This window comes from Pseudoalteromonas sp. UCD-33C, assembly GCF_001306895.1.
Lineage (GTDB): Bacteria > Pseudomonadota > Gammaproteobacteria > Enterobacterales > Alteromonadaceae > Pseudoalteromonas.
Genome location: NZ_LJTB01000014.1, coordinates 20,421 through 45,406 on the forward strand (window position 1 = coordinate 20,421; position 24,986 = coordinate 45,406).

Annotated in this window: 20 protein-coding genes; 11 read left to right on the plus strand and 9 right to left on the minus strand. The window is 38.5% G+C overall.

Annotation, left to right across the window (positions count from 1 at the left end):
• Nucleotides 1–147: 147 nt before the first annotated feature.
• Together AOG26_RS18000 and AOG26_RS18005 are read left to right on the plus strand one after the other, a co-directional pair.
• Nucleotides 148–591, plus strand: coding sequence for a DUF6932 family protein (locus AOG26_RS18000; protein ID WP_054563745.1), 444 nt, complete (start codon nucleotides 148–150; stop codon nucleotides 589–591).
• Entirely contained in the window at nucleotides 588–2,021 is a 1,434-nt protein-coding gene (locus tag AOG26_RS18005) for an XRE family transcriptional regulator (protein ID WP_054563746.1), read from the plus strand. The genes AOG26_RS18000 and AOG26_RS18005 overlap by 4 nt, the downstream gene beginning before the upstream one ends.
• Before the next feature lie 268 nt (nucleotides 2,022–2,289).
• On the opposite strand, the gene AOG26_RS18010 is transcribed toward AOG26_RS18005, so the two are convergent.
• Nucleotides 2,290–2,673: a hypothetical protein gene (locus AOG26_RS18010; protein WP_235575515.1), complete on the minus strand. Its 384-nt coding sequence runs from the start codon at nucleotides 2,671–2,673 to the stop codon at nucleotides 2,290–2,292.
• A 7-nt stretch (nucleotides 2,674–2,680) separates the two neighbouring features.
• On the minus strand, nucleotides 2,681–2,881 hold the full coding sequence (locus tag AOG26_RS18015; RefSeq protein ID WP_006793966.1) for a hypothetical protein: 201 nt from the start codon (nucleotides 2,879–2,881) through the stop codon (nucleotides 2,681–2,683).
• Nucleotides 2,882–3,167: 286 nt separating this feature from the next.
• Between AOG26_RS18015 and AOG26_RS20890 the strand changes: the two genes are divergently transcribed.
• The gene (locus AOG26_RS20890; protein ID WP_006793968.1) at nucleotides 3,168–3,317 is read left to right on the plus strand and encodes a hypothetical protein; all 150 of its coding nucleotides are present in this window, start codon (nucleotides 3,168–3,170) and stop codon (nucleotides 3,315–3,317) included.
• Nucleotides 3,318–3,386: 69 nt separating this feature from the next.
• Here the strand turns inward: AOG26_RS20890 and AOG26_RS18020 are convergent, their stop codons facing one another.
• Nucleotides 3,387–4,253, minus strand: coding sequence for a phage integrase N-terminal domain-containing protein (locus AOG26_RS18020; protein WP_054563748.1), 867 nt, complete (start codon nucleotides 4,251–4,253; stop codon nucleotides 3,387–3,389).
• A 651-nt stretch (nucleotides 4,254–4,904) separates the two neighbouring features.
• Between AOG26_RS18020 and AOG26_RS18030 the strand changes: the two genes are divergently transcribed.
• The gene (locus AOG26_RS18030; protein WP_160316775.1) at nucleotides 4,905–8,636 is read left to right on the plus strand and encodes a hypothetical protein; all 3,732 of its coding nucleotides are present in this window, start codon (nucleotides 4,905–4,907) and stop codon (nucleotides 8,634–8,636) included.
• Nucleotides 8,637–8,647: 11 nt separating this feature from the next.
• Complete coding sequence (locus AOG26_RS18035) at nucleotides 8,648–9,163, plus strand: hypothetical protein (protein WP_054563751.1); 516 nt, start codon at nucleotides 8,648–8,650, stop codon at nucleotides 9,161–9,163.
• Nucleotides 9,164–9,464: 301 nt separating this feature from the next.
• Here the strand turns inward: AOG26_RS18035 and AOG26_RS18045 are convergent, their stop codons facing one another.
• The gene (locus AOG26_RS18045) at nucleotides 9,465–10,598 is read right to left on the minus strand and encodes a tyrosine-type recombinase/integrase (RefSeq protein WP_054563753.1); all 1,134 of its coding nucleotides are present in this window, start codon (nucleotides 10,596–10,598) and stop codon (nucleotides 9,465–9,467) included.
• 176 nt (nucleotides 10,599–10,774) lie between these two features.
• Nucleotides 10,775–12,139 carry a tRNA uridine-5-carboxymethylaminomethyl(34) synthesis GTPase MnmE gene (mnmE, locus tag AOG26_RS18050; protein ID WP_054563754.1) on the minus strand — a complete coding sequence of 455 codons (1,365 nt, stop codon included), beginning with the start codon at nucleotides 12,137–12,139 and terminating at the stop codon, nucleotides 10,775–10,777.
• Nucleotides 12,140–12,348: 209 nt separating this feature from the next.
• Here mnmE and AOG26_RS18055 point away from each other — a divergent pair, with 209 nt between their 5' ends.
• Nucleotides 12,349–14,496, plus strand: coding sequence for a TonB-dependent siderophore receptor (locus tag AOG26_RS18055; RefSeq protein WP_054563755.1), 2,148 nt, complete (start codon nucleotides 12,349–12,351; stop codon nucleotides 14,494–14,496).
• A gap of 9 nt (nucleotides 14,497–14,505) precedes the next feature.
• Nucleotides 14,506–15,711, plus strand: a complete 1,206-nt coding sequence (locus AOG26_RS18060; protein WP_054563756.1) for a PepSY-associated TM helix domain-containing protein — start codon at nucleotides 14,506–14,508, stop codon at nucleotides 15,709–15,711.
• A gap of 57 nt (nucleotides 15,712–15,768) precedes the next feature.
• On the opposite strand, the gene yidC is transcribed toward AOG26_RS18060, so the two are convergent.
• The 4 genes from yidC to rpmH all read right to left on the minus strand — a co-directional run bounded on the left by yidC (nucleotide 15,769) and on the right by rpmH (nucleotide 18,374).
• A complete protein-coding gene (yidC, locus tag AOG26_RS18065; RefSeq protein WP_054563757.1) occupies nucleotides 15,769–17,400 on the minus strand; it encodes a membrane protein insertase YidC in 1,632 nt (543 codons plus the stop codon).
• A gap of 8 nt (nucleotides 17,401–17,408) precedes the next feature.
• Nucleotides 17,409–17,681, minus strand: coding sequence for a membrane protein insertion efficiency factor YidD (yidD, locus tag AOG26_RS18070; RefSeq protein WP_054563758.1), 273 nt, complete (start codon nucleotides 17,679–17,681; stop codon nucleotides 17,409–17,411).
• A 128-nt stretch (nucleotides 17,682–17,809) separates the two neighbouring features.
• The gene (gene rnpA, locus AOG26_RS18075) at nucleotides 17,810–18,232 is read right to left on the minus strand and encodes a ribonuclease P protein component (protein WP_058583673.1); all 423 of its coding nucleotides are present in this window, start codon (nucleotides 18,230–18,232) and stop codon (nucleotides 17,810–17,812) included.
• Nucleotides 18,233–18,239: 7 nt separating this feature from the next.
• Complete coding sequence (gene rpmH, locus AOG26_RS18080; RefSeq protein ID WP_008488847.1) at nucleotides 18,240–18,374, minus strand: 50S ribosomal protein L34; 135 nt, start codon at nucleotides 18,372–18,374, stop codon at nucleotides 18,240–18,242.
• A 506-nt stretch (nucleotides 18,375–18,880) separates the two neighbouring features.
• Between rpmH and dnaA the strand changes: the two genes are divergently transcribed.
• The 4 genes from dnaA to gyrB are packed head-to-tail and all read left to right on the plus strand — an operon-like array spanning nucleotide 18,881 to nucleotide 24,935.
• A complete protein-coding gene (gene dnaA, locus AOG26_RS18085; protein WP_054563759.1) occupies nucleotides 18,881–20,278 on the plus strand; it encodes a chromosomal replication initiator protein DnaA in 1,398 nt (465 codons plus the stop codon).
• 13 nt (nucleotides 20,279–20,291) lie between these two features.
• Nucleotides 20,292–21,395, plus strand: coding sequence for a DNA polymerase III subunit beta (dnaN, locus tag AOG26_RS18090; protein ID WP_054563760.1), 1,104 nt, complete (start codon nucleotides 20,292–20,294; stop codon nucleotides 21,393–21,395).
• A gap of 6 nt (nucleotides 21,396–21,401) precedes the next feature.
• Entirely contained in the window at nucleotides 21,402–22,496 is a 1,095-nt protein-coding gene (recF, locus tag AOG26_RS18095; RefSeq protein ID WP_054563761.1) for a DNA replication/repair protein RecF, read from the plus strand.
• A gap of 12 nt (nucleotides 22,497–22,508) precedes the next feature.
• Nucleotides 22,509–24,935 carry a DNA topoisomerase (ATP-hydrolyzing) subunit B gene (gene gyrB / locus AOG26_RS18100; protein WP_054563762.1) on the plus strand — a complete coding sequence of 809 codons (2,427 nt, stop codon included), beginning with the start codon at nucleotides 22,509–22,511 and terminating at the stop codon, nucleotides 24,933–24,935.
• Nucleotides 24,936–24,986: the final 51 nt, after the last annotated feature.

The following is a 24,986-nucleotide window of genomic DNA, read 5'->3' on the forward strand; positions in this document are numbered from 1 at the left end:
TATGTATATAAAAACAGTGCTTTACTATTTTAAAATGTTAGTTGAACTTTCTAGGTAATGATTAAGGCTGTCTAAATGTTTAAGGTTGACAAATGTGTAAAAAAAAAGTATAAGGGCTAAACTTTAACCCAACAATAAAGTTGTTTAATGATTCCAGACTTCAATGAGCAAGGAAACCTTCCTGAAGGTATACATAAAGCTACGATGCAAGAGCTGACTGAGCGTTTTGGTTATAATGCAAAAAGAGCATGGCTTCTTGATGGGCTTAATTTATTAATAAAAAATTTAGAGCTTGCGGGTTGTAAGTTAATTTATATTGATGGGAGCTTTGTAACAGAAAAGGAGATTCCTGGTGATTATGATATGGCTTGGAGTATTGATGGCGTTGACGCATCTAAACTGGATAAATGTCTATTGTTGGAAAGTATAAAAGACAGAAAATTGATCGAAGCAAAGTATAGAGGGGATGTTTTTCCTGCAGAGATACCTGAAGGAGTTAGTGGGAAAACATTTCTTAATTTTTTCCAAGAAGATAAAAATACAGGTGATAAAAAAGGGATCGTGGGAATAGATATTGGAGGTAAGAAATGATTAAAAATTCTAGGCAATTAGCTATTTCAAAAAGGAAGATACAAGAATTTAGTGTAGCTATCCAACGAATGGAGCAAGAGACCACTAATACAAATCCATTACTTGTGCGAGCTCAAAAAAATGCTCTTACTTTCCAACGAGACGATCTAATTAAAGAAGTTGAAGAATATGAGCAGCTATTATCTGGAGAGTTTGCTGTTTTTGATGTAGATAATATAGCTGATTTACCAAAGGCTCTAATAAGATCAAGAATTTATTTGGGGTTAACTCAGAAGGATTTAGCTGAGAAATTAGGTATGAAAGAGCAACAAATTCAAAGGTATGAGAATACTGAGTATTCATCTGCTAGTTTTTCTACTATTGTATCAATTATTGGGGCTTTAGATCTAAAAATAACCGAAGATGTTTTCTTACCGAAATCATCGCGTGTGCAAAATTTATTATTAAGTAAGCTTTCTGATGCTGGTTTAGATAAATCATTTATTGAAAAGAGGATAGCACCAAGAGATATTCTCAACTTTGATTGTGACTCTTGGGTTGAAAGAGTTTGTGAAAAAGTCAACGCAATTTTTGGTTGGACTAGAGAGCAACTGTTGGGTGATGAAGCTTTATCTATAGGCAGAGATGGCTCGCTAGTTGCGCGATTTAAAATGCCAGCAGGAGCTAATCAACAATATGCTAGTGCCTATACTCAATACGCATATTCTGTGGCTAAACTTGCGGCAAAATATTTTGATAAAGATAAACAAAAATTGTCTCAAGAGCCATTAGAAGTTAGGCGTGATATACATGATAAATATGGTAATGTAAATTTTGAATCAATACTCTCGTATGTCTATTCCAAAGGAATAATTGTTCTAGCGTTAAATGACTCAGGAGCATTTCATGGTGCAACTTGGAGAATATCGCATAGAAATGTAATTGTTTTAAAACAGAAATCTCTTCATGCTTCACGATGGGCTTTTGATCTTTTGCATGAATATTATCACGCTACCCAACGACCGCAACTTGCTGAATTCTCACTCATAGAGCTAAGTGAAACAAGTGATGAAAGAAGGATGGATAAGGAAGAAATAGAGGCCAATGAATTTGCATCTGAGGTTTTGTTAGGCTCCAAGGCTGATGAATATGTCAATATGTGCTTTGCGAATGCAAAGGGAAATATTGCTTGGCTTAAAAACTCGGTTATTCAAGTTGCGGAAAGTAACAATATTGATTGTGGGGTTTTGGCATATCAAGTTGCTAACAAGCATGACATGCTCGAAAGAAAATCCGGTAGAAAATCAAATTGGTGGGGGGCTGCAAATAATTTGCAAAATAATAGCTGTAACCCTAGGGATATTTGTAATTTTCAGCTACGAGAAGCTATTCAGATAGAAGATATGGATGAGTTCGATCGAGAATTTTTCGAGCAAGCAATTTCACAGTAAATTAAATATGTGTGGCTCATAATCATGTGAGTCACACTGATATAATTAATTTATCTGCGTACTTTTTTATGGAATAGAACAGCAAAAAATATCACTATTGCTAGAATTAAAGCGCAGCCTGTTAGTAAAGGAGCCATAGTTATATTTTACCCTCTTTAATTGCTTCAAATAAATTATGCTTCAGTATGTTGTAGTGCCGAGTAGAGCGAATAGCCAGCACCATTAACACCCACATTTGAAACCATTCATAATCAGTCATAAGTACACCTTAATGTCTCGTATTACCCAAGTAGATATTACCTTCCCAATTACAAAGCTCTAAAATCCAGTTACTAATTTTAAACCGTTTAGTTGGGTTAATGCCTGTGAAAGGAAAGAAAATTTGAGCGCTACGATTTTTGAACGTTGAAAAGGGTTCCAATCGAATATCCCAAATATCGTCATGTTCATTCATAACATCAAATGCAAACGCTTTTTGTGTGGTTAAAGCAATGAACATCTCTTCTTCCGTTTCATTGCGAAGATTAAGCTCTAAACCTAATGGTTCACACTCATCCTCGATACCAGCTAAGCGAATCTTCAGCTCATCATATACAGGCTTAAATGGCCAAAGCTCTTTATTTGTCATCATTTCCTCTTTTAAATTAGGCATGCCTAATTTACAAGTAAGTATCGTAGAGCTCGCCACGAGCTTTTACGTCTTCAGCTTCTGCGCGAGTCATTTCTTCACCATCAGCAATAATGTTACCCATACCATCATCCAATTCATCAAGCTGGTCATTTTCTTCAGAAACTGATAGCAAAACATCAACAACACCTAGTGCCACCAACCCTGTTACTTTTAACGCTTTTTTCCACATAGGAGGCTCCTAAAATTAGGCATGCCTAATTTGGTCGATAATTGAACTTGCTTTTAGTTAAGCCAATAAATCCTTTTAAATCAATATGGAAGATGTCTCACACGTTAAATTTTGAAACACTAAAAACAATAACTTTCATGTGGTTATAGTAAATTATTCAAAATCAATACTTTTACTTTTTTCAAAAAATAAGAATAAATAACTAGCTTTTTGCTCAATAATTGCCATCCTATTAATGCTTAACTTATAAGCGTTAATTTTTAAATCAATCTGATGGAGTAGAATTATGGCTGTTAAACATGTGCCAACTGGAATTGTTCACAAAGGAAGTAAAGGTGGAACAACAGGATGTGGTTTTGATACTAAAAAGGAAGCTACCCATTGGGTAGACTCTCACTCTAAAATCAACTGCGATAAAAACGGGTGTAAAAACTGAGGGTTAGTAGATCAATAAACTAGGGCGATGTTAGTGTATTCGCCCATTCAAAATTAGGCATGCCTAATTTTAACTTCCCAAGTAAGCATAGGTTATCTTCAAACGTTCATGACCTAACTCTTGGCTAATTTGCTCACGGACTTTGGTATCATGCTCATAATCAGTGGGCGACAGCTCTCTTCTATGTGGGCCGCCGTCAGCAGGGCATTTCCAGCCTGTAAGCTCTAAATAACGCTCCCTTGCGTAATGATGACGCAGTCCGTGATTTTTATTTAATCCAACTCGAATTGTTTCGCGGTCGTACTGTTCCATTTGTGACTTATAGTTTTTGTCAGGTTCGATAAGTGCGCCTTTAGTAACGGCACCAATATCACGAATGAGCTGTCGTTGAGATTCTTTTAAGATCGGAATTTTGCGGTATTTGCCACCTTTAGCCCATGAGCCTTTTATTTGTAGAGTGTTAGCATTTATCAAAGCATAGGATAAGCTGAATTTCATACACTCCTCTTTTCTAAGCCCAAACTCTTGCTGCAAACGCAGGGAAAGCTTGATCAAGTCACTTTTGATCTTGGCATGCTTATCCATGTCTAACGTTTTTGACTTGCCAATGGGGTTGTTGCGAACTCTGGGAATGCCGTAATCATCATTGCTGCGTGAACAGATATTAGGTTTACCTATTTTCTCAGCAATCCAACGCAAGGCCGCCATTCTGTTTTTTATTGTTTTTGGTGCTAGACCTTCATCTTGCCAACGTGTAACAAGATGATTGATATGCTTGGTTTTAAGACCTGATGGATCTCTTAACCTATAACCATGGCTAAGTAGTTGTGCTGCTGCAAGGTTTAAAACGTTGCTTCGGGTAGCTCTAGTGCTAAAGCTACTTTCGCGGTGTGTGTCGTTCACCATTTGGTGAAGTCGGTATCCTAATTGGCTCATTTCATGTTCCTCATAAATTTAAAAAGTAATTTTGAAAGTATTGAGAAAAACACCAAACCGAAGACCAGGGGGCGAAACGCCAAAATAGGTAAGTTTTAAAGCCATATGAACGGTGCGTAACCGAGCATATTGTCGAAAGACATAAAGGCTAACTGGTCTAAAGCAACAAAGCTGAGCCGTGTGATTTCTGTTGAAATACAGCGCGAACTACTGTGGTTTATACTTGTGTTGTTTATAGGGGGTGGTCGTGTGACCCATAATGCTGCGAATGCAGCTCCTCAGGAACGTGTTACGGGCAGTGAGAACGCCCTTTTTCTTGATGCTCATTTCGAGCTAGTTCATAAATAAAATTATCACAGTGATCAGAGATTGCAACACCTTTTTGACGTGCTCAAATCTTCATCCCTCTTCTGGCCCTGTAATTTTTCAAGGCGGATTGGGTGTCGAGGCATCATGAGCAGTGGCCTCGACGGGCGACTCTGCGAGTCGTCCCTACCTCTTTCGAGTAGGGACGACTTATACAAAATCGGTATTAATGCTTCTAAAACAAGAATAAAAATTGTACTTTTAATGTTAGTTTTATAGATGTTAGAAAATTTGATTGATCTATTCAAAACAAGTTTCATGGAAATTAATGGTCAAGGATTAAAAATGCCAAAATCTCGTATAAGAAACAAAAAAAAGAAGCGTAAATCAATTAACACAAAGAAAAAAAATATAAAATTGGCTTCTTCAAGTAAAACCTATGAAAGTGCAAAGCAATCACTAGGTAGGCTCTTTAGGAGATATCAATTTGAAGAGTTAGCTTACTGTATAGTGTGCTCTGAAATTTGGTTTCCGAATAGAAGTTGCTTGCTAAAACATTCTCTTTTGTGGGGCTCACTTTTGGAAATGAAACGAGAAGATTTTCTACAAGAGCCACAGATAAAAAGTTACCTCGACTTTAGATCTTTAATGTTGACTATGTATGGACTTCTGCCTGACTTTCCTGCTTCTGAGGACTTTGTTCCTGAGGCTGACTGGGGAGAAATTAAATTAGTTTTAATGGAAGAAACCTTACCTGTTTTGTATGGAGGCAGTGTTGAGAGAATAACTGATTTTATTAACGCCTTTGAAATTAGAAATAAAAAGAATACTCAAGCTCTAATTGAAATGCGATTAGCAATTGAAATACAAAGAGTATTTATTGAATCTATTCCGGCATCCCATTTAGGGAGTAATAAATATATTGAACCTGGAACATTGACCATTCCTTCCGAGCAAGCTTGGCAATCTACCAAAATAGCTATTGAAGCTTTAAATAATAATATAAATATTAAAAATCATGCAGGCTCACACCTTGTTAATAAAGATAATTTTCATCTACCTCATAATGAGAGTGAGTTTACAAATAAAGTAGTTGATGGAAGTTTTCAAAACTTTTTTTTCGCTTTTTCGGAAAGGGGTTATTTTCCTGTTTCAGTGAGGAATTTAGCAAGCATAATTATAGACCGTTGGAGTGAGGTTTCGGAATCTTCAATCGATGAATTAACATTTATTTCAAGTTTGTCCAATTATATCAAAATAAACTTTAAAGATTTTTTATCTGGGCCACTAATATTACAAAGTGAATCCATTTTGGAAAAAATTGTTATACCAGGATTGATATTTAATGATGATTTACTGTACGTAATACTGCCAACTTTTAATGATACTCAAAAAACGAAAGAGCTAACTAAATCATTAAGCCTAGTTTTCTCTCAAGGTGAAAATGTAACCCTATATAATCCTATTAGTGAAGAGTGCTACATATTACCCGAAAGTTTTAGTTTTGAAGAAGGTACTTTAGCTTTTTTATATGTTTCTTCGGTGGTTACAACTAAAAATCAGTTTTTAGACTTACCAATTAAGGGGTCGGAGCTACTTTCTTTATATGACTTTGTGACAATATTTTCTTCACTGGATGATTCAAAATCACTTATTTCTTTTTTTAACTACCTAAAACAAGATGAACTTACATTTGGTTTATCAGGCCCTGTAGACAAACTTGCAGCCTATATTGATTCGCATTCTGTTTTAGTCGACGGAGCAAATGAACCGACTCATATAATGTTAGACCCTCATTACGGTTGTGATTGGCGATTTGGTAAGCTAAAAGAGTACTGGTGTAATGCCCCAAAACAATTTCCAGTAAAATACAAGTCTTGGTGTTTGGAAAGTAATTATGATGATATTTACTCAATAATAGCCAAAGATGACTTCACAATCTCTTGGTATACAGTAATTGGTGAGTGTGAAGTTCACTTTTACAGTATGAACATTAGTGAAAATTTAGAGATCGAAGATGCCAAAATTCTTACTTTTGCTTTAGAAGCTTTTACTGATGCCCTTAAGCAAAGAGAGGAATTAATTTCGAGCCTAAATATATTTTGTAAAAGCTTTATTAGGATTAATTGTATTGCTGCACCAGCTAGATATGATGATAAAAATATCACGGATGCATTAAATAGCGAATTTTTAATAAATTATTATCTAACAAAGGAGGATAATGAAGTATTAGAATTAACTACCAACTTTAATCTAAGCTCTATTTTTGCTCACTTTCGTGAAGCTAAAGATGCTTCAGCACAAGCAAAAGCTGTTCATGAGTTAATTGTTATGCTGAGTACATTAGCTAATTCAGATTATCCAGAGAATGTAGCTAAAGCTATTAAAGAAAGTTGTTCTAGATCCCCAAGGGTTTTGATTAATGCAATTGAAAAAAATATTTCCTTACCTGAGTATTCAGATTATGAGACTGCACATCCTCGAGATTATAAATTAGCAAGGAAAGAATTAGCTATTATTTTAAAAAGTTTGGGGGTGAAACCAGGCCGATATGAACTAAGCGCCGCTAAGAAAATAATAAATGATGCAAGAGATAAATTTAGAGTTGATATTCATAGAAAAATACAGAGCTTTAACAGGGCTAAGCTGATAGAGCTATGTATAACCCAACATGAGAAGTTATTTGTAAAATCCAAGGAGTTCCAGCAGCGAATTATACAGAGTTTGAAGCATGAAGTTGCATATGATCGAGAAGAAAAACTCCATGAAACTAAAGATAAAAACTCTAAGGACTCTCAAAATATTAGGTACCTAATAGAGTTTTGTGTTGGTATGGAGTGGGATGGAGGCATTAATTGTAAACTTCAAAATTTTCAAGAATTGATTGGAAAAGTTGATTGGTTAAGTGTTCTATATTCTGCTAGTGATATTCTACATAATGGAATTCAAGTAGCTGGAATAGAAATTAATGACGACTTTGTTCCAGAAGTTTTCTATTCAAAAGAACGCGAAGATCAAGAAAGAAAGTTTACTCGAATAGAATCAGAGATCAAACTCGGAAAAGGTTTAAATGAAGAAGACCAGGTAAGCTCAAACCTTGAACGGTTTGTTCCTAGTTTGGATTCTGCGTTTGAAACAGATTTAGGTTTTAAATTTACATTGATGATTGAAGTGCTCTCGGTTATGTCAAAGTGGACACAATATAAAGAAGACGTGAAAGAGTCGTTTATATATCAAAGCGAGCCAAGTGATTTGGTAAATGTCATATCAATGGCTTTGGGCGAATCTAATCGAAATGCAATAAATAATGCTATTAACTTCCTCACTCTGGAACCAAAGAAAACTCTAATTTTGTTTGGAAAAAATACTAAGGAACCAGATGTTCCTGTATGGGAGCATAACAAGAGGGCTTACAGGTATACTTTAAGGCCTATTGTTCCACTCTTAGGGAGTAATGACTTGTTGTGGGGAGCTGGCATGGCTGAACAGGCTCGGAATATTTGGGCTGGGGCTATAGCTGAAGGATATCTACCCACGGAACAAAGCTCTAAATTGATAAATGGATCTGTCAGGAGAATTAAAGAGAGTATTGAAAAAGATCTTGAGTACGCATCTGAAAAAGTTGTGCGTAGATACTCGAATTATGTTTTACGCGGTATCGATTTTAAAAGACGCTTCAAGTCAGAAAATTTTGACGACGTTGGTGACTATGATGTCCTAGCATATTGGCCAAATGAAAATCGTTGGCTCACTATTGAGTGTAAGTACGTTCAACCATCATTTTGTATTAAGGACTCGAAGCGGTTACAGGAAAAAATGTTTGATAAATCTAAAGGAAAAAGCCATTTATGTAAAATAGCTAAAAGGAGAGAGTTTTTATTAAGAAATCTAGAAAAATTAAGAGAGTTATTAAAATGGCCCGCCACCAAGAATAGTAGTGATGTAGCAATTGAAGAGCTCTATGTTAGTAAAAACACCTATTGGTGCATGTATGTAACACCATATCCCGTACCGACTGAATTCGTCCAGATAGATAGGCTAGATAATTGGTTTATAACTAACGGTTTTACCAAATAAGGACCTGCATAATGAGGGGAGTAGAAATAATTACGATACCTGTCTATCGTATTGAAAGGGGTAAATATAACAAACAGAAAGATTTGTTTTCTGAAAAGGTAATGTTTGGAGGCCCTGATGGTAAATTTAAAAGAGCTTATGCTAAAAGTGATAGGAATTGGTATTTTAATTTCAAATATCACTTAGATGAAAAATTTGGTGGTTCTTGGGAATATAATGAAATAATCGGTTATTTAGAAATTTATATACTTGGTAATCAAGTTAGGGCTCAATATTGGCAAGACAATAAAAAAAGAATTGTAAAAACGAGGAAGAAACAATTTGTATTTAAAACACACAAATTAGTTCCAGAAGTTAGCTTCGATAGAAGCCCCACAAATGAAGATATTTTTGATGTCATAAATGAGTGTATTTCAGATTGTAAGCAAGAACTAAAAGGCAGGTACCTTGATACAAGTACTCTAGATCGTTTGGGGCCCTACATAAATTGGAAGGAATTGATTAAAAATGAGAATTTACACAATTAATCGTGCATAAAAACCACTCCTTTCAAATCCTGTAAAGCCATAAATCGGAACCCCGCAAGCGGGGGCCCCCTTGCTTCGCAACCCTTCGGGCGATTTCTAGCTTGACTGGCTTTTCTCTGCGTAGTGAAGGTTATCCAAGAGGTATGCGGCGCTCTGAGTGGCAAGCACTCGACGCTTTCACACCTCCTGGATACAACTGGCTTATCAAATAAAAACGGGAAAGAGGGAAGGTAAATAAATTTATATTTATCTGTTTTTATTATATTTTCCCAGTTTCCCATATTTCCCAACCTAATATCCTTTATTGAAATAGGCTAGGTAAGGTGGTCATCGCCTCTTTTCGCTTACGATCTATGATGTCTGTATAGATTTGTGTCGTTTTTAATTCTGAATGACCAAGCAACTTTGATACGGTATAAATATCAACATCATTAGTTAGCATACGTACAGCAAATGTGTGTCTCGCACAGTGAAAGGTAATGTGCTTTGTAATCCCCGCTCTGAGCATCCACTGTGTTAGTGCAACATTTGTATAGCTTGAGTATCTTAAGCCTTTAAAAACACGTTCATGGGCTTCTCCTGGCGAATCTAAGAGCATAGTGGCATCAGATGGAAGGTATAAGTACTGAAGTTGCCCTGTTTTAATGTGATTAAAAGTTGCTCGTGGATCTATCATTGTGAGTTTTTCCCACGTTAGCTTTTGAATATCACTCCAGCGCATACCTGTGAGGCATCCGAATAAGAATGCTCGCTTCAGTACATCATACCTGCACTCTGTTTTATAAAGTGCAGTTACTTCTTCCTCTTCTAAGTAATTACGAGGGTTTTGTTCTATCTTAATGCTTTTTACCTCGTTTACAGGATTTCGACGAATAATGCCTTCGTGGAATGCTTTGTTTAAGGCCGCTCTCACTTTATTGAAATAGCATGATGTAGTATTTGAAGAAAGTGGCTTATCTGATTTTGTTCGTGCATGTTTTATTAGGTATGTTCTGAACCCTAGTAATACATCAGCATCAAAATCAGCAAATGACAGCGGGTTTCCTTCACAATATCTCTTTAGATGTATTAACGCCGATTCCCACAGCGATACGTTTGATGTGCTGTCTGTGTGCTCTTTGTCGTTTATTATTTGCTGCATGTAGCTATAAAAGCTTTCTTGCTGTTTTTCTGAGTCTTCAAAATGATGCTTGTTGTTAGCTAAATCGACAACTGCTTGTGCCCTTATCTTTTCAGAAATATCTAGGGTCTTTTTATTATGGTCACGTTGGAACTTGTCTTTAGGAGTGGCATAAATGAACAAGTCCATTGATTGTCTTTTACGGCGTTTAACTCGTTTGCCATTTTCATTTAGGTAAGAACCATAATTTCTGGTTAATAGTAGTTGTTGGCGGCCTGTGCTATCAGGTGATTTTTTCTCGATGGTTAGTTTCATAATAACTTCCTCTTTGGTGGACCAATAGTGGCCCACAACAAAGAGGTCGGTGGGCCATTCGAGGCCCATATTATGAAACTAAAGGAAGCTAGAGAAAGATAAAAAAGTAATTAAATGTATGAATAAATTAGGTTTTTTAACTTAAGTTGGATGTTTGTTTCCTTTGGTTTACCTTGTTATTTACCGATACAGAACGAACTAAAGATTTTCCCAAGTAGGTCATCAGAGGTAAATTCACCCGTTATCTCATTTAAGAACTGTTGAGTTAGGCGTAATTCTTCAGCCAAGATCTCACCAGCAATATGCATCTCTAATTGCTCTTTGCCTGTGTTTAAATGATAGGCTGCGTGATCAAGTGCATCTAAGTGACGACGGCGTGCCATGAATCCACCTTCTGTGGCACCTTGGAAACCTATACATGCCTTTAAGTGAGTACGAACTAACTCTATACCCTCTGCATTTTTAGCGCTTAAACGGATCACCGGATATTGATCATGTTCATCCATACCGACATTTTCACCGGAAATATCGGCTTTATTTCGGATCACAGTAACACCCATACCCTCTGGTAACTTGGCCATAAACTCTGGCCAAATATCATGAGGATCAGTGGCTGATGTGTCTGTGCCGTCTAACATAAATAGTACGCGATCGGCTTGGTTAATTTCATCCCATGCGCGTTCAATACCAATTTGCTCTACTTTATCAGGGCTTTCACGCAGGCCTGCGGTATCAATAATATGTAGTGGCATACCATCAATGTGGATATGTTCGCGTAATACGTCACGTGTTGTACCTGCTATTTCGGTAACGATGGCTGCATCTCGGCCAGCTAAAGCATTTAATAAGCTTGATTTACCAGCGTTAGGGCGACCCGCAATAACAACACGCATACCTTCACGCATGATGCTACCTTGTTTAGCTTGCTGAGTTACATTCTCTAATTGATCAATAATGGCATTGAGATCTGCGGATACTTTACCGTCTGATAAAAAGTCGATTTCTTCATCTGGAAAATCAATTGCGGCTTCAACATACATACGTAGGTGAATGACTTTCTCCACCAGCGTTTCGATGTGCTTAGAGAATTCACCTTGCAGTGATTGGAGGGCGCTTTTTGCTGCCTGTTCACTGGTTGCATTAATTAAATCGGCAATTGCCTCTGCTTGGGTTAAATCAAGCTTGTCATTCATAAATGCGCGCTCAGAGAACTCACCTGGTTTTGCTAAACGTACACCGTCAATTTGGCTAATTTCTTTTAATAGCATATCAAGTACGACAGGGCCGCCGTGACCTTGTAGTTCTAGTACGTCTTCGCCGGTAAATGAATTTGGCCCTTGGAAGTAAATAGCAATACCTTGGTCAAGCTGTTCACCGCTCAAACTTTTAAATGGTACATAGTCTGCGTAACGTGTTTTAGGACAACGGCCAATAATCTGTTCTGCCACTGTTTTAGCTAAGCTGCCAGAGACGCGAATAATACCAACCCCACCACGTCCTGGTGCGGTCGCTTGTGCTGCAATTGTGTCTTGATTAATCATGCGATGAAATAATGCCAATAAAAGAATGAATGCTGGCTCTATTGTAACCTATGGCTTAATTTCATGCGAATAGCTGTTTGAGTAATGAGGTAGCAAAAGTCTGATGTAAGTAATACTTTATTTAGCTTTAATTAATAATAAACGACCATTGCAAATGATAATTATATTCATTACCATGTTGCGCATTCTAAATCTTATCGTTTTTTATTATGCGTCTTTCTGCTGTTTTTATTGCACTTGCTGCTGGTTTTTCGGGCGTTGCCCATGCTCAAACTGAAGTGACTACTTCGGATCAAAGTGATTCAAAAGAACTCGAAAAAATAGAAGTTGTTGGCCGTGCGTTCTCTTTATATCGCCCAACCGAGTCTAGCTTTGCTACTCGTACCAATACACCGTTAGAGAAAATTCCTCAGTCAATTCAAGTTTTACCGCAGGAGCTGATCAGTGATCAGGCTGCTCGCCAAATTACCGACCTTTATAGCAATATAGCTGGTGTTAATGCCTTTAGTTATTCAGGCGTTACATTCCGTGGTTTCCGCCAGGATGAGATTTTATATGATGGCGTAAAGGGCGACCCTTTCAATGGCTTTGCTGTGCCGCAATTATTTAATATTGAACAAGTTGCGGTTTTAAAAGGACCTGCTGGCGCTATATACGGTAGTGGTAATCCGGGTGGTATTATTAACTATGTAACTAAGAAGCCTAAATTCACCAGTGAACACAGTATTGAAGTTGAAGTAGGTAATGATGACTTCTTTAGTGGTGCATTAGAAAGCACAGGAACATTGAGTGGATCACTTGATAATCATGCTTACCGTGTTGGTCTTTACCGTGATACTGAAAAGCCATTCCGTGCTAATACTAGCAGCGATAATACCATTGTTGATCTTGGTTATACGTGGCTTATAAATAGTGCAACCGAATTGAGCACTCAGTATACCTATATAGAGCAAGAGTTGGGTGGGGCACGTTTACGTGGTGTACCTGCTGATGATAATGGCAATTTTCTAACTGATATTAGCTGGAATCATAACGAGGTGACAGACTTTCAAAATGTTGAGGCCCATGTCTACCAGGCAACTTTAAAACATGAGTTTAATGATGTTTGGCGCACAGATGTCACAGCACGTTATTTTGATAACAAAGAAGTGCAAAACTACCATGAACCAAGAGGCCTCGTAGATACAGATGACGACGGTATTGTTGATTGGAGCCATCGTGAGTTTCGTGATCAAGTACGTGAGAACGAAGGTTTTAGCTTAACAGCTAATGCGATTGCAGAATTTGTAGTTGCAGACATGCAGCATCAAGTGTTGTTTGGTAGTGATTGGTATGAACATGATTTTGAAAGCGTTTACCGTACAGCTACGCAACAAAGTAAAGGTGGCCCAGTACCAGGACTTGATCTGAACAACCCTGAATATGGTTTAAGCTCTGCTGATGATTATGATCTTGATAGTATTACACCAAGGCTTGGGAAAACGAATAGCACCCGCTTTGGTGCCTACTTGCAAGATCAACTAGATATCACCGCTAATTGGAGTGTAACAGCTGGCTTAAGGTATGATCGTTTTGAAGATAAAGATCTGTTAAATCAAACCGAGTTTTCTGATAGCGACTTAACTTACCGTATTGGTACCAGCTATAACATTAACAATATGTTCTTCCCTTATGCGCTACATGGCACTGGCTTTGTGCCGCAAAGTGCGAGTAATCAAGAAACAGCAAAGGGTGGCCCATTCTCGCCAGAGACTAGCCGTATTAATGAGTTAGGTTTAAGAACCAAGCTATTAGCAGACACACTTGCTGTTAATATGGCTGTGTACGATATTGTCCGTGAAAACATCCTACAGCCTAGCTTATTAGGTGATGTTGCAGGTGACGGCGTTGATGACTTAGTTGCCGTTGGTGAAGTACAAAGTAAGGGTTTTGAACTCGAAGTGGTTGGTGACATCACTGAGCGCTGGGTAGTTACTGCAAGCTACGCTTATAATGATACCCGTATTACTAAAGCCAACGACAGCATTCGTAACCAAATTCCAGATAGCGATAAATTTGCTAACGCGCCGCAAAATACCCTAGGTATATGGACACGCTATGAGCTACCTAGCTTATCGTCATCTATTTCTGCTGGCTTAGACTATGTTGATGAACAGCTTAGTTTAGGTGGTCAACGTGTTAAACCTTACACTGTTTACAACATGGCGTGGCAAACAACCGTTGATAACTGGCAATGGCATCTATCAGTTAAGAACCTATTTGATAAAGAATACGCAAGCAGTGGCTTTATCGAGCGAACAGGGCACTTTCCTGGTGAGCCACGCCGTGTCTATTTAAGTGCTAAATACAGCTTTTAATGGTGGCGTGTGAACGCTAAAAGTTGGTTTAATTTACATTCTTGGGCAGGACTTTTTGTTGGAGTCCTGCTTTTTGTTACCTGCGTATCAGGAACACTCGCTACGTTAAGTCATGAACTCGAGTACTTAACAGACGCTAAGTACCGTGCTTTAACTTCTTCTGCCTCTACTAACTACCCAGCTCTCGAAAACACCCTTAATAAGCATTATCCGCAAGCTCAGCTACTTTATATCCAACGTCATAAGCAAGATTACCTTGCCATTGAAGCGGCTCTTAAAGTCGGTGATTCATTTCGCTTTGTTTATTTAGATGCTGCAACGGGTCGCTTACTCGGTGAAGGAGAGTGGGCGCGGATATCGCGGTTTTTACGTAACTGGCATATGAACTTATCGATGGGCTGGACGGGTAAATTAATCGTCACCAGTTTGAGTATTTTACTCGTTATTTTATTGGTTTCGAGTTTTTATGTGTATCGGCGCTGGTGGCAAGGCTTTATGAAAAAGCCTGCTGCGCTAAGCCTTGGTAAACGAAGTAGTTGGTCTGATTGGCATAAGCTGTTAGGGCTTTGGAGTTTATGGTTTATTGCTGTGATGGCCATCACAGGGGTTTGGTATCTGGTAGAACATGGGCTGCAAACTGCGAAGGTACCTCACTATGTCTCTATTCCACCTGCTGTAAGTGAGTTTAAAAAACAAAGTCCTCGTAAAGGTCTATCGCCAATTAGTTTAGCTGCTGCTTATGAAGCCGCTCAACAGGCGTTTCCTAGCCTTGATATTCGCTATATTCGTTATCCTAATAAAGCGGCTCAGCCTATTGAAGTACGTGGTTATAACGATGATATTTTATTGCGCCTGCGTGCTAACCGGGTTTATTTAAATCCAAGTTCCGGTGAAGTTCTTGGTGTACAAAAAGGGGAAGAACTCAACCTGCTTCCACGAATTAAAGACACCGCTGATCCGCTGCACTTTGGTAACTTTGCAGGAATTGGTACCAAGCTTATTTGGGGGCTATTTGGTGCATTGATGAGCTTTGTAAGCGCTGCTGGCATGTATATGAGTTGGCTTAGGGTTAAGCGTAAATCAACGGCTGTAAAGTGGCTTGGTTTATCTGGGGTGGTTGCAATCGGTTTGGTAGTTGCTTCGCTACTAACAACAAGTTTGAGCTTTACTGAACGCAGTGAGCCTAATCAAGTTTATTCTCCTATTCTCGGTTAGCTTTTTTCCAGGCAATAAAAAAGGCGCAGTTAGCGCCTTTTTTATTGGGTTAAGAGTTTAGCCTCTTACCTTAATACCTTTTTTCTCCATACCGCGGTAGATGATTAGCATCTGTGCGATTGAGATAAGGTTCGATACTAACCAGTAAAGTACTAGGCCAGATGGGAACCATAAGAAGAAAATAGAGAATACTACTGGCATAAAGGTCATCATTTTTTGCTGCATAGGGTCAGTAACCGTCATCGGTTGCAGCTTTTGAGTGATGAACATACTTAAACCAAATAAAACCGGTAATACGTAGTATGGGTCCATTGCTGATAAGTCATTTAACCATAAAACGAATTCAGCATGACGTAGCTCTGTTGATTCTAAGAATACGTAGAATAATGCTAAGAAGATTGGCATTTGTAGTAACAGCGGGAAACAGCCACCCATAGGGTTCACTTTTTCTTTGCGGTACATTTCCATCATAGCTTGACCGAATTTTTGACGGTCATCACCATACTTCTCTTTTAGTGCAGCCATTTTAGGCTGAAGTGCACGCATCTTCGCCATTGATGTGTATTGTGCTTTAGTAAGCGGGTACATTGCCGTTTTAACGATAACCGTGATTGCAATGATAGCTAGACCCCAGTTACCTAAGATACCGTATAACCACTTAAGTAATACGAATAATGGTTGTGAGATAAAGAATAACCAACCGTAATCTACAGTTAGGTCTAAGTCTGGGTGAATTGCTTCTAGTACGTCAGACTCTTTCGGGCCCATATAGTAGGTTGAGCCAAGCGTTGCTTGCGAACCAGCTTGTACATTAACTGCTTCACCTTTAACACCAATAATTGCTGCATTACCTGATACAAGTTTGCTGTAAAGAGTATTTTGTTGATCTTGCTTTGGTACCCACGCACTTACAAAGTAGTGTTGAATAAATGCAATGTAGCCGCCAGATGTGGTGATATTAAGGTTTTTATCAGCCATGTCTGAGAAGCTGTATTTTTCATACTTCTCTTCATCTGAGCCATAAGCGCCACCTAAGTAGTTTTGATCTACTAAGCTACCTTTTTCTTGTACTGTGCGTTTTACTTGCGTGTATAACTGAACTTGAATTGGATCAGCTGTTACGTTGTTTACTGTGTACTCTAAATCTACAGCGTAGTCGCCTTTTTTGAAGATATAAGTTTTAGTAAACGTCACACCTTTACTGTCAGTAAACTCAAGTGGTACACGTAGCTCATCACCCGTTAAAGTGAATGCTTTTTGTGTGGTTTTATAAACAGGGCGACCAGCAACAGTTGCGTCAGGACCATTTAAACCAATTAAGCCACTTTGCGAGAAGTATTGCTTACCATCGAACTCACCTAATAGCATGTAAGGTGTGTTACTGCCTTTTTCTTCTTCGTACTGAAGTAAGTCTGTTTCAATGATGTCACCACCACGGGTGTCAATTTTAACAGTGAATACGTCAGTTGTTACATCAATAACTGAGCGCTTTGCTGTCGTTACAGCTGGAACTTCACCGTCAGATGATGCTGGAATAAAGTCATCAGATTCTGGTGTTGTTGCGCCTAGTGTTTGTGTTGTGGCACTTGGATCAGCCTTTGGTGCGTTGTAGTCGTTATTCCATTCTTGAAATAATAAAAACGACACAAGCATCAAGCCGATTAATAAAAACGTGCGTTGCGATTCCATAACAGCTCTTATTTCTCGTGTTGGTGGTTAATATGATTTTTTGCCGGTACGGGATCATCCCCACCAGCATGTAAAGGGTGGCATTTTAATATGCGTTTAACAGCTAACCAACTGCCTTTTACACTTCCATGCAAATTAATTGCTTGAATAGCGTAACTAGAGCAGGTTGGATTAAAACGACAATGCGGGCCTAATAATGGGCTTATCCATTTTTGATAGCCGCGTATTAGCATGACTAAACAGCGCTTTGGAATAGCAACAAGTGGTTTAAGTAACCTCATGATGTGTCTGCCCCTGCGTTAATTTAGTCAATGGATACCATGAATTTAAATTCCCATCGTAGAATTTTAAATGCATGATTAAAAGGTGAGCTAAAGATACCTTAATTAAGCCTGTAATTCTATTGCTATCAGGCTTGTTTATTAGATTTAGCTGATTTATTCGGGCGTTTTTTAAATGGTGGTGGTTTAGGTGCACCAGGCTTGCAGCGTTCGTTAATTTTTCGCCACAATTTATTTAGTTGCTTTGTTAGCTCTTCGTTTGACTGTTCATCAATACCACTTTTAACCATAAGCACAATATCAATGTTATCGAGTTTATGTTGATTTAAACGGAAACTTTCGCGAGCAAGTCGTTTAATTCGATTACGTTGACAGGCTTTTTTAACGCGTTTTTTTGCGACCGTAAGACCTAATCGAGGATTAGTTTGGTCATTGCGTTTAGCTAATAGGGTAAAGAAAGGAGTCGCAGCGCGTGCTGGTTCATTAAAGATTCGAGAGTAATGCGAGGGAGTTAACAGACGTAACTCCCTGCTGAAGCTAAAGTCTTCCACTTATATATTAAGCAGAAAGAACTTTACGGCCTTTAGCACGACGACGAGCTAATACTTTACGGCCATTTGCTGTTGCCATACGAGCACGGAAACCGTGTGTACGTTTGCGTTTTAAAACGCTAGGTTGAAAAGTTCTTTTCATAACAATTCCATCCGATCGGTTAAGGTTAAAACATCCTATGCAGGTCGCGATCCTGGCACAGGTGCCATTGCGAGCGCGAGATATTATAGATGAAGACAACAAAAGTCAATCATTAAAACGCTGCAGAGGCCGTAATTATAAAGGATCCTTTTAGCTGATCATATAGGATCATCATAAATAAGAAGTTTTCCACAGCCTCTGTATAAAAAGTGAATAAAAGCTTGGGAAAAGCCAATTCGATCGTAGAATTTGATCGCGATCTGGCTGTAAATTTGTTATGATCACTGTTCGAGCTTAAAAAATAATTTTCTTAAAAATCAGTGTTTTATTCTTTTATGTTGCTGAGATCATATTTTTCATAAAAATCAATCTTGTACTTGTGGATAAAGTACCTTCATAATAGTCGGTCTGGGCCAAGAAAGTTGGTCAAAGATTAGCAATAAATGTTTGATTTTCCATCATTAAAGATGAACGGGAATAAAAATTAAATCTCTGGGAGTTTAACTGTGTATCTGTCGGTTTGGCAAAGTTGTTTATATGTATTGCAAGATGAATTGCCTTCACAGCAATTCAGTATGTGGGTAAGACCACTTCAAGCAGAAAGTACCGAAGATACGTTGACTATATATGCACCTAACCGTTTTGTTTTGGATTGGGTGAGAGAAAAGTATTTAAACCGTATTAATGAACTACTCGTTGAAATTTGTGGTGATGAAGCACCTGAATTACGTTTTGATGTTGGTAGTAAACCTATTTTAAATGCCCAAGTGGCATCTGCACCGGCTGCAACAGAAGCAAGCGCATCTGTTCCACAACAAACTCCCGAAAAACAACAGCCAAAACCTGAAAAAGCAGCGGTCGAACCTGCACCAAAATCAGGCTATAAATCAAACATTAAAGAAAATTACACCTTTGATAGCTTTGTTGAGGGTAAATCAAACCAATTAGCAAAAGCTGCAGCGACTCAAGTTGCAGATAACCCAGGTTCAGCATTTAACCCTGTATTTATATACGGTGGTACTGGCTTAGGTAAAACTCACTTATTACACGCTGTTGGTAACGGTATTATGGCTAATAAGCCAGACGCGAAAATTGTTTATATGCACTCTGAGCGATTTGTGCAAGACATGGTTAAAGCGCTACAAAATAATGCCATAGAAGAATTTAAACGTTATTACCGAAGTGTTGATGCATTGATGATCGATGACATTCAATTTTTCGCTAATAAAGAACGCTCACAAGAAGAGTTCTTTCATACCTTCAATGCTTTACTTGAAGGAAATCAACAGATTATCTTAACTTCAGACCGCTATCCTAAAGAGATAGAAGGGGTTGAAGATCGCCTTAAATCACGTTTTGGTTGGGGCTTAACAATTGCTATTGAGCCACCAGAACTTGAAACGCGCGTTGCTATTTTGATGAAAAAAGCGCAGCAAAGTAAAATCAATTTACCTCACGAAGTTGCCTTTTTTATCGCTAAAAAGTTGCGTTCAAATGTGCGTGAATTAGAAGGGGCGTTAAACCGCGTTATTGCTAATGCAAACTTTACTGGTCGTCCGATTTCAATCGACTTTGTAAAAGAAGCGCTACGTGACTTACTTGCGCTGCAAGATAAACTGGTAACGATAGATAATATTCAACGCACTGTTGCTGAGTATTACCGTATTCGTGTGTCAGATTTACTATCTAAACGTCGTAGCCGTTCAGTAGCAAGACCACGTCAAGTGGCCATGGCATTATCAAAAGAACTTACAAATCACAGTTTACCTGAGATTGGTGACGCCTTTGGTGGTCGTGATCACACAACTGTATTACACGCTTGTCGTAAAGTTAAATCACTACGTGACGAAAGCCACGAAGTGAAAGAAGATTATCAAAACTTAATAAGAACCTTGTCATCTTAAGGCCGACTTTATTATGCAAATAACAATATCAAGAGAGCAATTTTTAAAACCTTTAGTTCAAGTGTCTGGTGCGATTGAGCGTAAGCACACCTTACCGATTTTATCGAACGTACTGTTAGTTGTTGAAAACGGGCAACTTTCGATGACGGGTACTGATCTTGAAATTGAGTTAGTGGCGAGTGTGTTTGTCGGTGAAGATACCACAGATACGCAACTCACTTTACCAGCTAAAAAGTTACTCGATATTTGTAAAAGTTTACCTGATGGCTCAGACCTAACGTTAAGTAGCCAAGATCATCAGTTACTATTAACAAGTGGTAAAAGCCGTTTTTCTTTAACTACGCTGGCCGCTGAAGATTTTCCGAATCTTGAGCAGTGGGATGGTGAAGTTGAATTTCAACTAACGCGTTTAGAATTGCGTAAACTTTTAGAAAGCACGCACTTTTCTATGGCGAATCAAGACGTACGTTATTACTTAAACGGTATGTCATTTGAAGTTGATAACGCAGATATCAAAACAGTGGCTACAGATGGCCACCGTTTGGCAATTGCACAAAAGCAATTACCACAGTCTTTAAATACACAGCGTCAGTTAATTATTCCACGTAAAGGTGTGCAAGAAATTATGCGCCTAATGGTGGCTGATGATGAGCTAGTAACCATTCAATTTGGTGCTAACCATATTCGTATTATTGATACTGAGTTTACATTTACTAGTAAACTAGTTGATGGTCGTTTCCCTGATTATCGTCGAGTATTGCCGCGTGGTGGTGACAAAGTAATTACAGCTAATCGTGAATGGTTGCGCAGTGCTTTCCAACGTGTGTCTATTTTATCGAATGAAAAATTCCGTGGTGTACGTTTAAACCTGTCTGAAGGTTTATTAAAAATTACAGCAAACAACCCTGAGCAAGAACAAGCTGAAGAGGTCGTTGAAGTAATGTACCAAGGCGGCGAACTTGAAATTGGCTTTAACGTTTCTTATGTACTTGATGTACTTAATACATTAAAAACAGAAGATGTAACCTTTACACTTGCAGACTCTAATAGCAGTGCGCTAATTGAAGGTGCAGGTGACGAAGAAGCTATGTACGTTGTTATGCCGATGCGCCTATAAGCTTATATGAGTTTAAGTCATTTAAGCCTCAATAATTTTCGAAATATTGAGGCGCTGACACTTGAGCCGGTTAATGGCATAAACATTATCTATGGCGAAAATGGCAGCGGAAAAACCAGTCTCCTTGAGGCTATATATTTCCTTTCTCACGGTAAATCATTTCGTACCGCCAAACATAAAAATATCATTCAGCATCAACAAGACAAGTTTGTGATTCATGGTCGCAAAGCGCTGCATGATTTGTCTATTCCGATTGGTATAAGCAAAAACCAAGCGGGTGAAACGTCTTTAAAGATTCAGGGAAAAACGAGCCGTAAAATCTCTGAATTAGCTCAGCTAGTGCCGGTGCAAGTTATTACTCCAGAAAGCTATTCATTGTTTTTTGGCGGTCCAAAAGAACGTAGAAAATTTCTCGATTTAGGATTGTTCCACGTGGAACATGACTTTTTTTACTTGTGGCAGTCTTTTAATAAAGTACTGAAACAACGTAATGCTCTATTAAAAAGTAAACCTAGAGATTATTTTGAACAGATCAAGTTTTGGGATAAAGAATTTGTTAGACTAGCTGAACAAATAAATAATCTAAGAATCGCGTATATAAGTAGGTTTAAGCAGCAGTTTTTTGATAAAATGTGTGCAGAATTAACGCTTGTAAGCGATTTAGAAATTAACTTTCATGCGGGCTGGAAAGAGAGTGAAACGCTCTCAGAGGCGCTTGAGCAAAGCTTTGAACGTGATGCCAAACAAGGTTTCACAAGTAAAGGTCCGCATAAAGCTGATTTTAGTTTTAGCGTTTCTGGTAACAGTGTAGAAAATACCTTTTCTCGCGGTCAATTGAAGCTCTTGCTTTATGCGTTAAAAGTAACGCAAAATAGCTTAATTGAGTCAGAAACAGATAAGCAATCTATATTGCTAATAGATGACTTACCTTCAGAACTAGGTGAAGATACAAAAGAAAAAGTGGGTCAACTTTTGACTCATTGCGATTCGCAACTTTTTATCTCATCAATTTTATCTGAAAGTATTTCTGCTGTGGTGGAACCCATGCAACGAGAACTAAAAATGTTCCACGTGAAACATGGCAACCTAATAACAAGATAAGTGGGATTAACCATGTCTGAGAATTACGATTCGTCGAGTATTAAAGTACTTAAAGGATTAGACGCAGTAAGAAAGCGTCCAGGAATGTATATAGGGGACACCGATGACGGTACAGGCCTTCACCATATGGTGTTTGAGGTTGTTGATAACTCTATCGATGAAGCCTTAGCTGGTCATTGTGATGATATTTTTGTAACGATTCACTTAGACGGTTCAGTCTCTGTAAGAGATAACGGTCGTGGTATTCCTACATCTATTCACGAAGAAGAAGGTGTTTCTGCGGCTGAAGTTATCATGACGGTACTTCACGCTGGTGGTAAGTTTGATGATAACTCTTATAAAGTATCTGGTGGCTTACACGGTGTAGGTGTTTCGGTAGTAAATGCACTATCTGAAAAGCTGCAACTGACCATTCGTCGTGAAGGCAAAATTCACCAACAAACATATACTATGGGTGTACCAGATGCGCCATTAGCTATAATTGGTGACGCAACAGACACAGGTACTGAATTACGTTTCTGGCCAAGTGGTGAAACATTCACTGACCTTAACTTCCACTACGATATTTTAGCAAAGCGTTTACGTGAGCTTTCGTTCTTAAACTCTGGTGTAAGTATCATTCTTACTGATGAGCGCGAAGAATCTAAGAATGACCACTTCAAATATGACGGTGGTATTCAAGCATTCGTAGAATATCTAAACCGTAACAAAACACCTGTACATAAAAGTGTTTTCCACTTTACCCATGAGCGTGAAGAAGACGGTATTAGTGTAGAAGTTTCAATGCAATGGAACGATGGCTTCCAAGAAAGCATTTACTGTTTCACAAACAACATTCCACAACGTGATGGTGGTACGCACTTAGCTGGCTTTAGAGCAGCACTAACACGTACGCTAAATAACTACATGGAAAAAGAAGGCTTTAATAAGAAAGCTAAAACAACAAGCAATGCAACGGGTGATGATGCTCGTGAAGGCTTAACTGCGGTTGTAAGTGTTAAAGTTCCTGATCCTAAGTTCTCATCACAAACTAAAGACAAACTAGTATCAAGTGAAGTTAAGTCTGCTGTAGAACAAGCAATGGCAGAAAAATTAACAGAGTTCTTATTAGAAAACCCAGTTGATGCTAAAACAGTTGTTGGCAAAATTATTGATGCAGCACGAGCTCGTGAAGCAGCACGTAAAGCACGTGAAATGACACGCCGTAAAGGTGCAATGGATTTAGCTGGCTTACCAGGTAAATTGGCAGACTGCCAAGAAAAAGATCCAGCACTTTCTGAACTATACATAGTGGAGGGTGACTCTGCAGGTGGGTCAGCTAAGCAGGGTCGTAACCGTAAAAACCAAGCAATTTTGCCACTTAAAGGTAAGATTCTTAACGTTGAAAAAGCACGCTTTGATAAGATGCTTTCTTCTCAAGAAGTCGCAACTCTAATCACTGCATTAGGTTGTGGTATTGGTCGTGATGAATATGACCCAGAAAAGCTACGCTATCATCGTATCATTATCATGACCGATGCGGACGTGGATGGTTCTCACATTCGTACCTTGCTACTGACTTTCTTCTACCGTCAAATGCCAGAGATTGTAGAAAAAGGCTTTATCTATATTGCGCAGCCACCACTTTATAAAGTGAAAAAAGGTAAGCAAGAACGCTACATTAAAGATGACCCAGCGCTTGTTGATTACTTAACATCATTAGCATTAAACAATGCTGCACTTTATACAAGCGAAGGTGCATCTGCACTTGAAGGTGAAGAACTAGAAAGAATTGTTCACGACTATCAAAATACAGTTAAAGTGATTGAGCGCTTAAAACGTAAATATCCAAATTCGGTTATGGAACGTTTAATTTATCAAAGTGAAATTACCGAAGCTGATTTAGCAGATGAAGCAAAAGTTAAAGAGTGGACTAACACCCTTGTTGACGACTTAATTGCACGTGATGAAGATGCAACTATCTTCCATGCGGGTACTGAGCACGATACTGAGCGCAACATGTATTATCCTGTTGTGAATATTCGTCAGCATGGTGTGGATAAAGCACATGTACTTAACCATGACTTCATCACATCGCGTGACTACAAACGCATTGCAGCGACAGGCGTAAACATTGCTAACTTACTTGAAGAAGGGGCATATGTTCAACGCGGTGAGAAAACTCTAGCTGTTGATAACTTTGTGGATGCATTAGAGTGGTTAATCAATGAGTCGAAGCGTGGTCTTTATATCCAACGTTATAAAGGACTCGGTGAGATGAACCCTGATCAGCTTTGGGAAACCACTATGGACCCAGATGCTCGTCGTATGTTGAAAGTAACAATTGAAGATGCCGTAGCTGCAGACCAATTGTTCGCGACTCTAATGGGTGACCAAGTTGAGCCGCGTCGTGACTTCATCGAAACGAATGCGCTACGTGTAGTTAACCTAGACGTATAACACTAAATTAAGAATTAAAAAGGAGCCTACAGGCTCCTTTTTTTATTGCTG

What these genes read in the sequence shown, in the direction of transcription:
- yidC (WP_054563757.1), bottom strand. Translation starts at nt 17,400, where the DNA reads ATGGAATCGCAACGCACGTTTTTATTAATCGGCTTGATGCTTGTGTCG.
- AOG26_RS18015 (WP_006793966.1), bottom strand. Translation starts at nt 2,881, where the DNA reads ATGTGGAAAAAAGCGTTAAAAGTAACAGGGTTGGTGGCACTAGGTGTT.
- AOG26_RS18030 (WP_160316775.1), top strand. Translation starts at nt 4,905, where the DNA reads ATGCCAAAATCTCGTATAAGAAACAAAAAAAAGAAGCGTAAATCAATT.
- AOG26_RS18055 (WP_054563755.1), top strand. Translation starts at nt 12,349, where the DNA reads ATGCGTCTTTCTGCTGTTTTTATTGCACTTGCTGCTGGTTTTTCGGGC.
- AOG26_RS18045 (WP_054563753.1), bottom strand. Translation starts at nt 10,598, where the DNA reads ATGAAACTAACCATCGAGAAAAAATCACCTGATAGCACAGGCCGCCAA.
- recF (WP_054563761.1), top strand. Translation starts at nt 21,402, where the DNA reads ATGAGTTTAAGTCATTTAAGCCTCAATAATTTTCGAAATATTGAGGCG.
- mnmE (WP_054563754.1), bottom strand. Translation starts at nt 12,139, where the DNA reads ATGATTAATCAAGACACAATTGCAGCACAAGCGACCGCACCAGGACGT.
- AOG26_RS18005 (WP_054563746.1), top strand. Translation starts at nt 588, where the DNA reads ATGATTAAAAATTCTAGGCAATTAGCTATTTCAAAAAGGAAGATACAA.
- dnaN (WP_054563760.1), top strand. Translation starts at nt 20,292, where the DNA reads ATGCAAATAACAATATCAAGAGAGCAATTTTTAAAACCTTTAGTTCAA.
- AOG26_RS20890 (WP_006793968.1), top strand. Translation starts at nt 3,168, where the DNA reads ATGGCTGTTAAACATGTGCCAACTGGAATTGTTCACAAAGGAAGTAAA.
- AOG26_RS18035 (WP_054563751.1), top strand. Translation starts at nt 8,648, where the DNA reads ATGAGGGGAGTAGAAATAATTACGATACCTGTCTATCGTATTGAAAGG.
- yidD (WP_054563758.1), bottom strand. Translation starts at nt 17,681, where the DNA reads ATGAGGTTACTTAAACCACTTGTTGCTATTCCAAAGCGCTGTTTAGTC.
- rpmH (WP_008488847.1), bottom strand. Translation starts at nt 18,374, where the DNA reads ATGAAAAGAACTTTTCAACCTAGCGTTTTAAAACGCAAACGTACACAC.
- gyrB (WP_054563762.1), top strand. Translation starts at nt 22,509, where the DNA reads ATGTCTGAGAATTACGATTCGTCGAGTATTAAAGTACTTAAAGGATTA.
- AOG26_RS18000 (WP_054563745.1), top strand. Translation starts at nt 148, where the DNA reads ATGATTCCAGACTTCAATGAGCAAGGAAACCTTCCTGAAGGTATACAT.
- AOG26_RS18020 (WP_054563748.1), bottom strand. Translation starts at nt 4,253, where the DNA reads ATGAGCCAATTAGGATACCGACTTCACCAAATGGTGAACGACACACAC.
- AOG26_RS18010 (WP_235575515.1), bottom strand. Translation starts at nt 2,673, where the DNA reads ATGCCTAATTTAAAAGAGGAAATGATGACAAATAAAGAGCTTTGGCCA.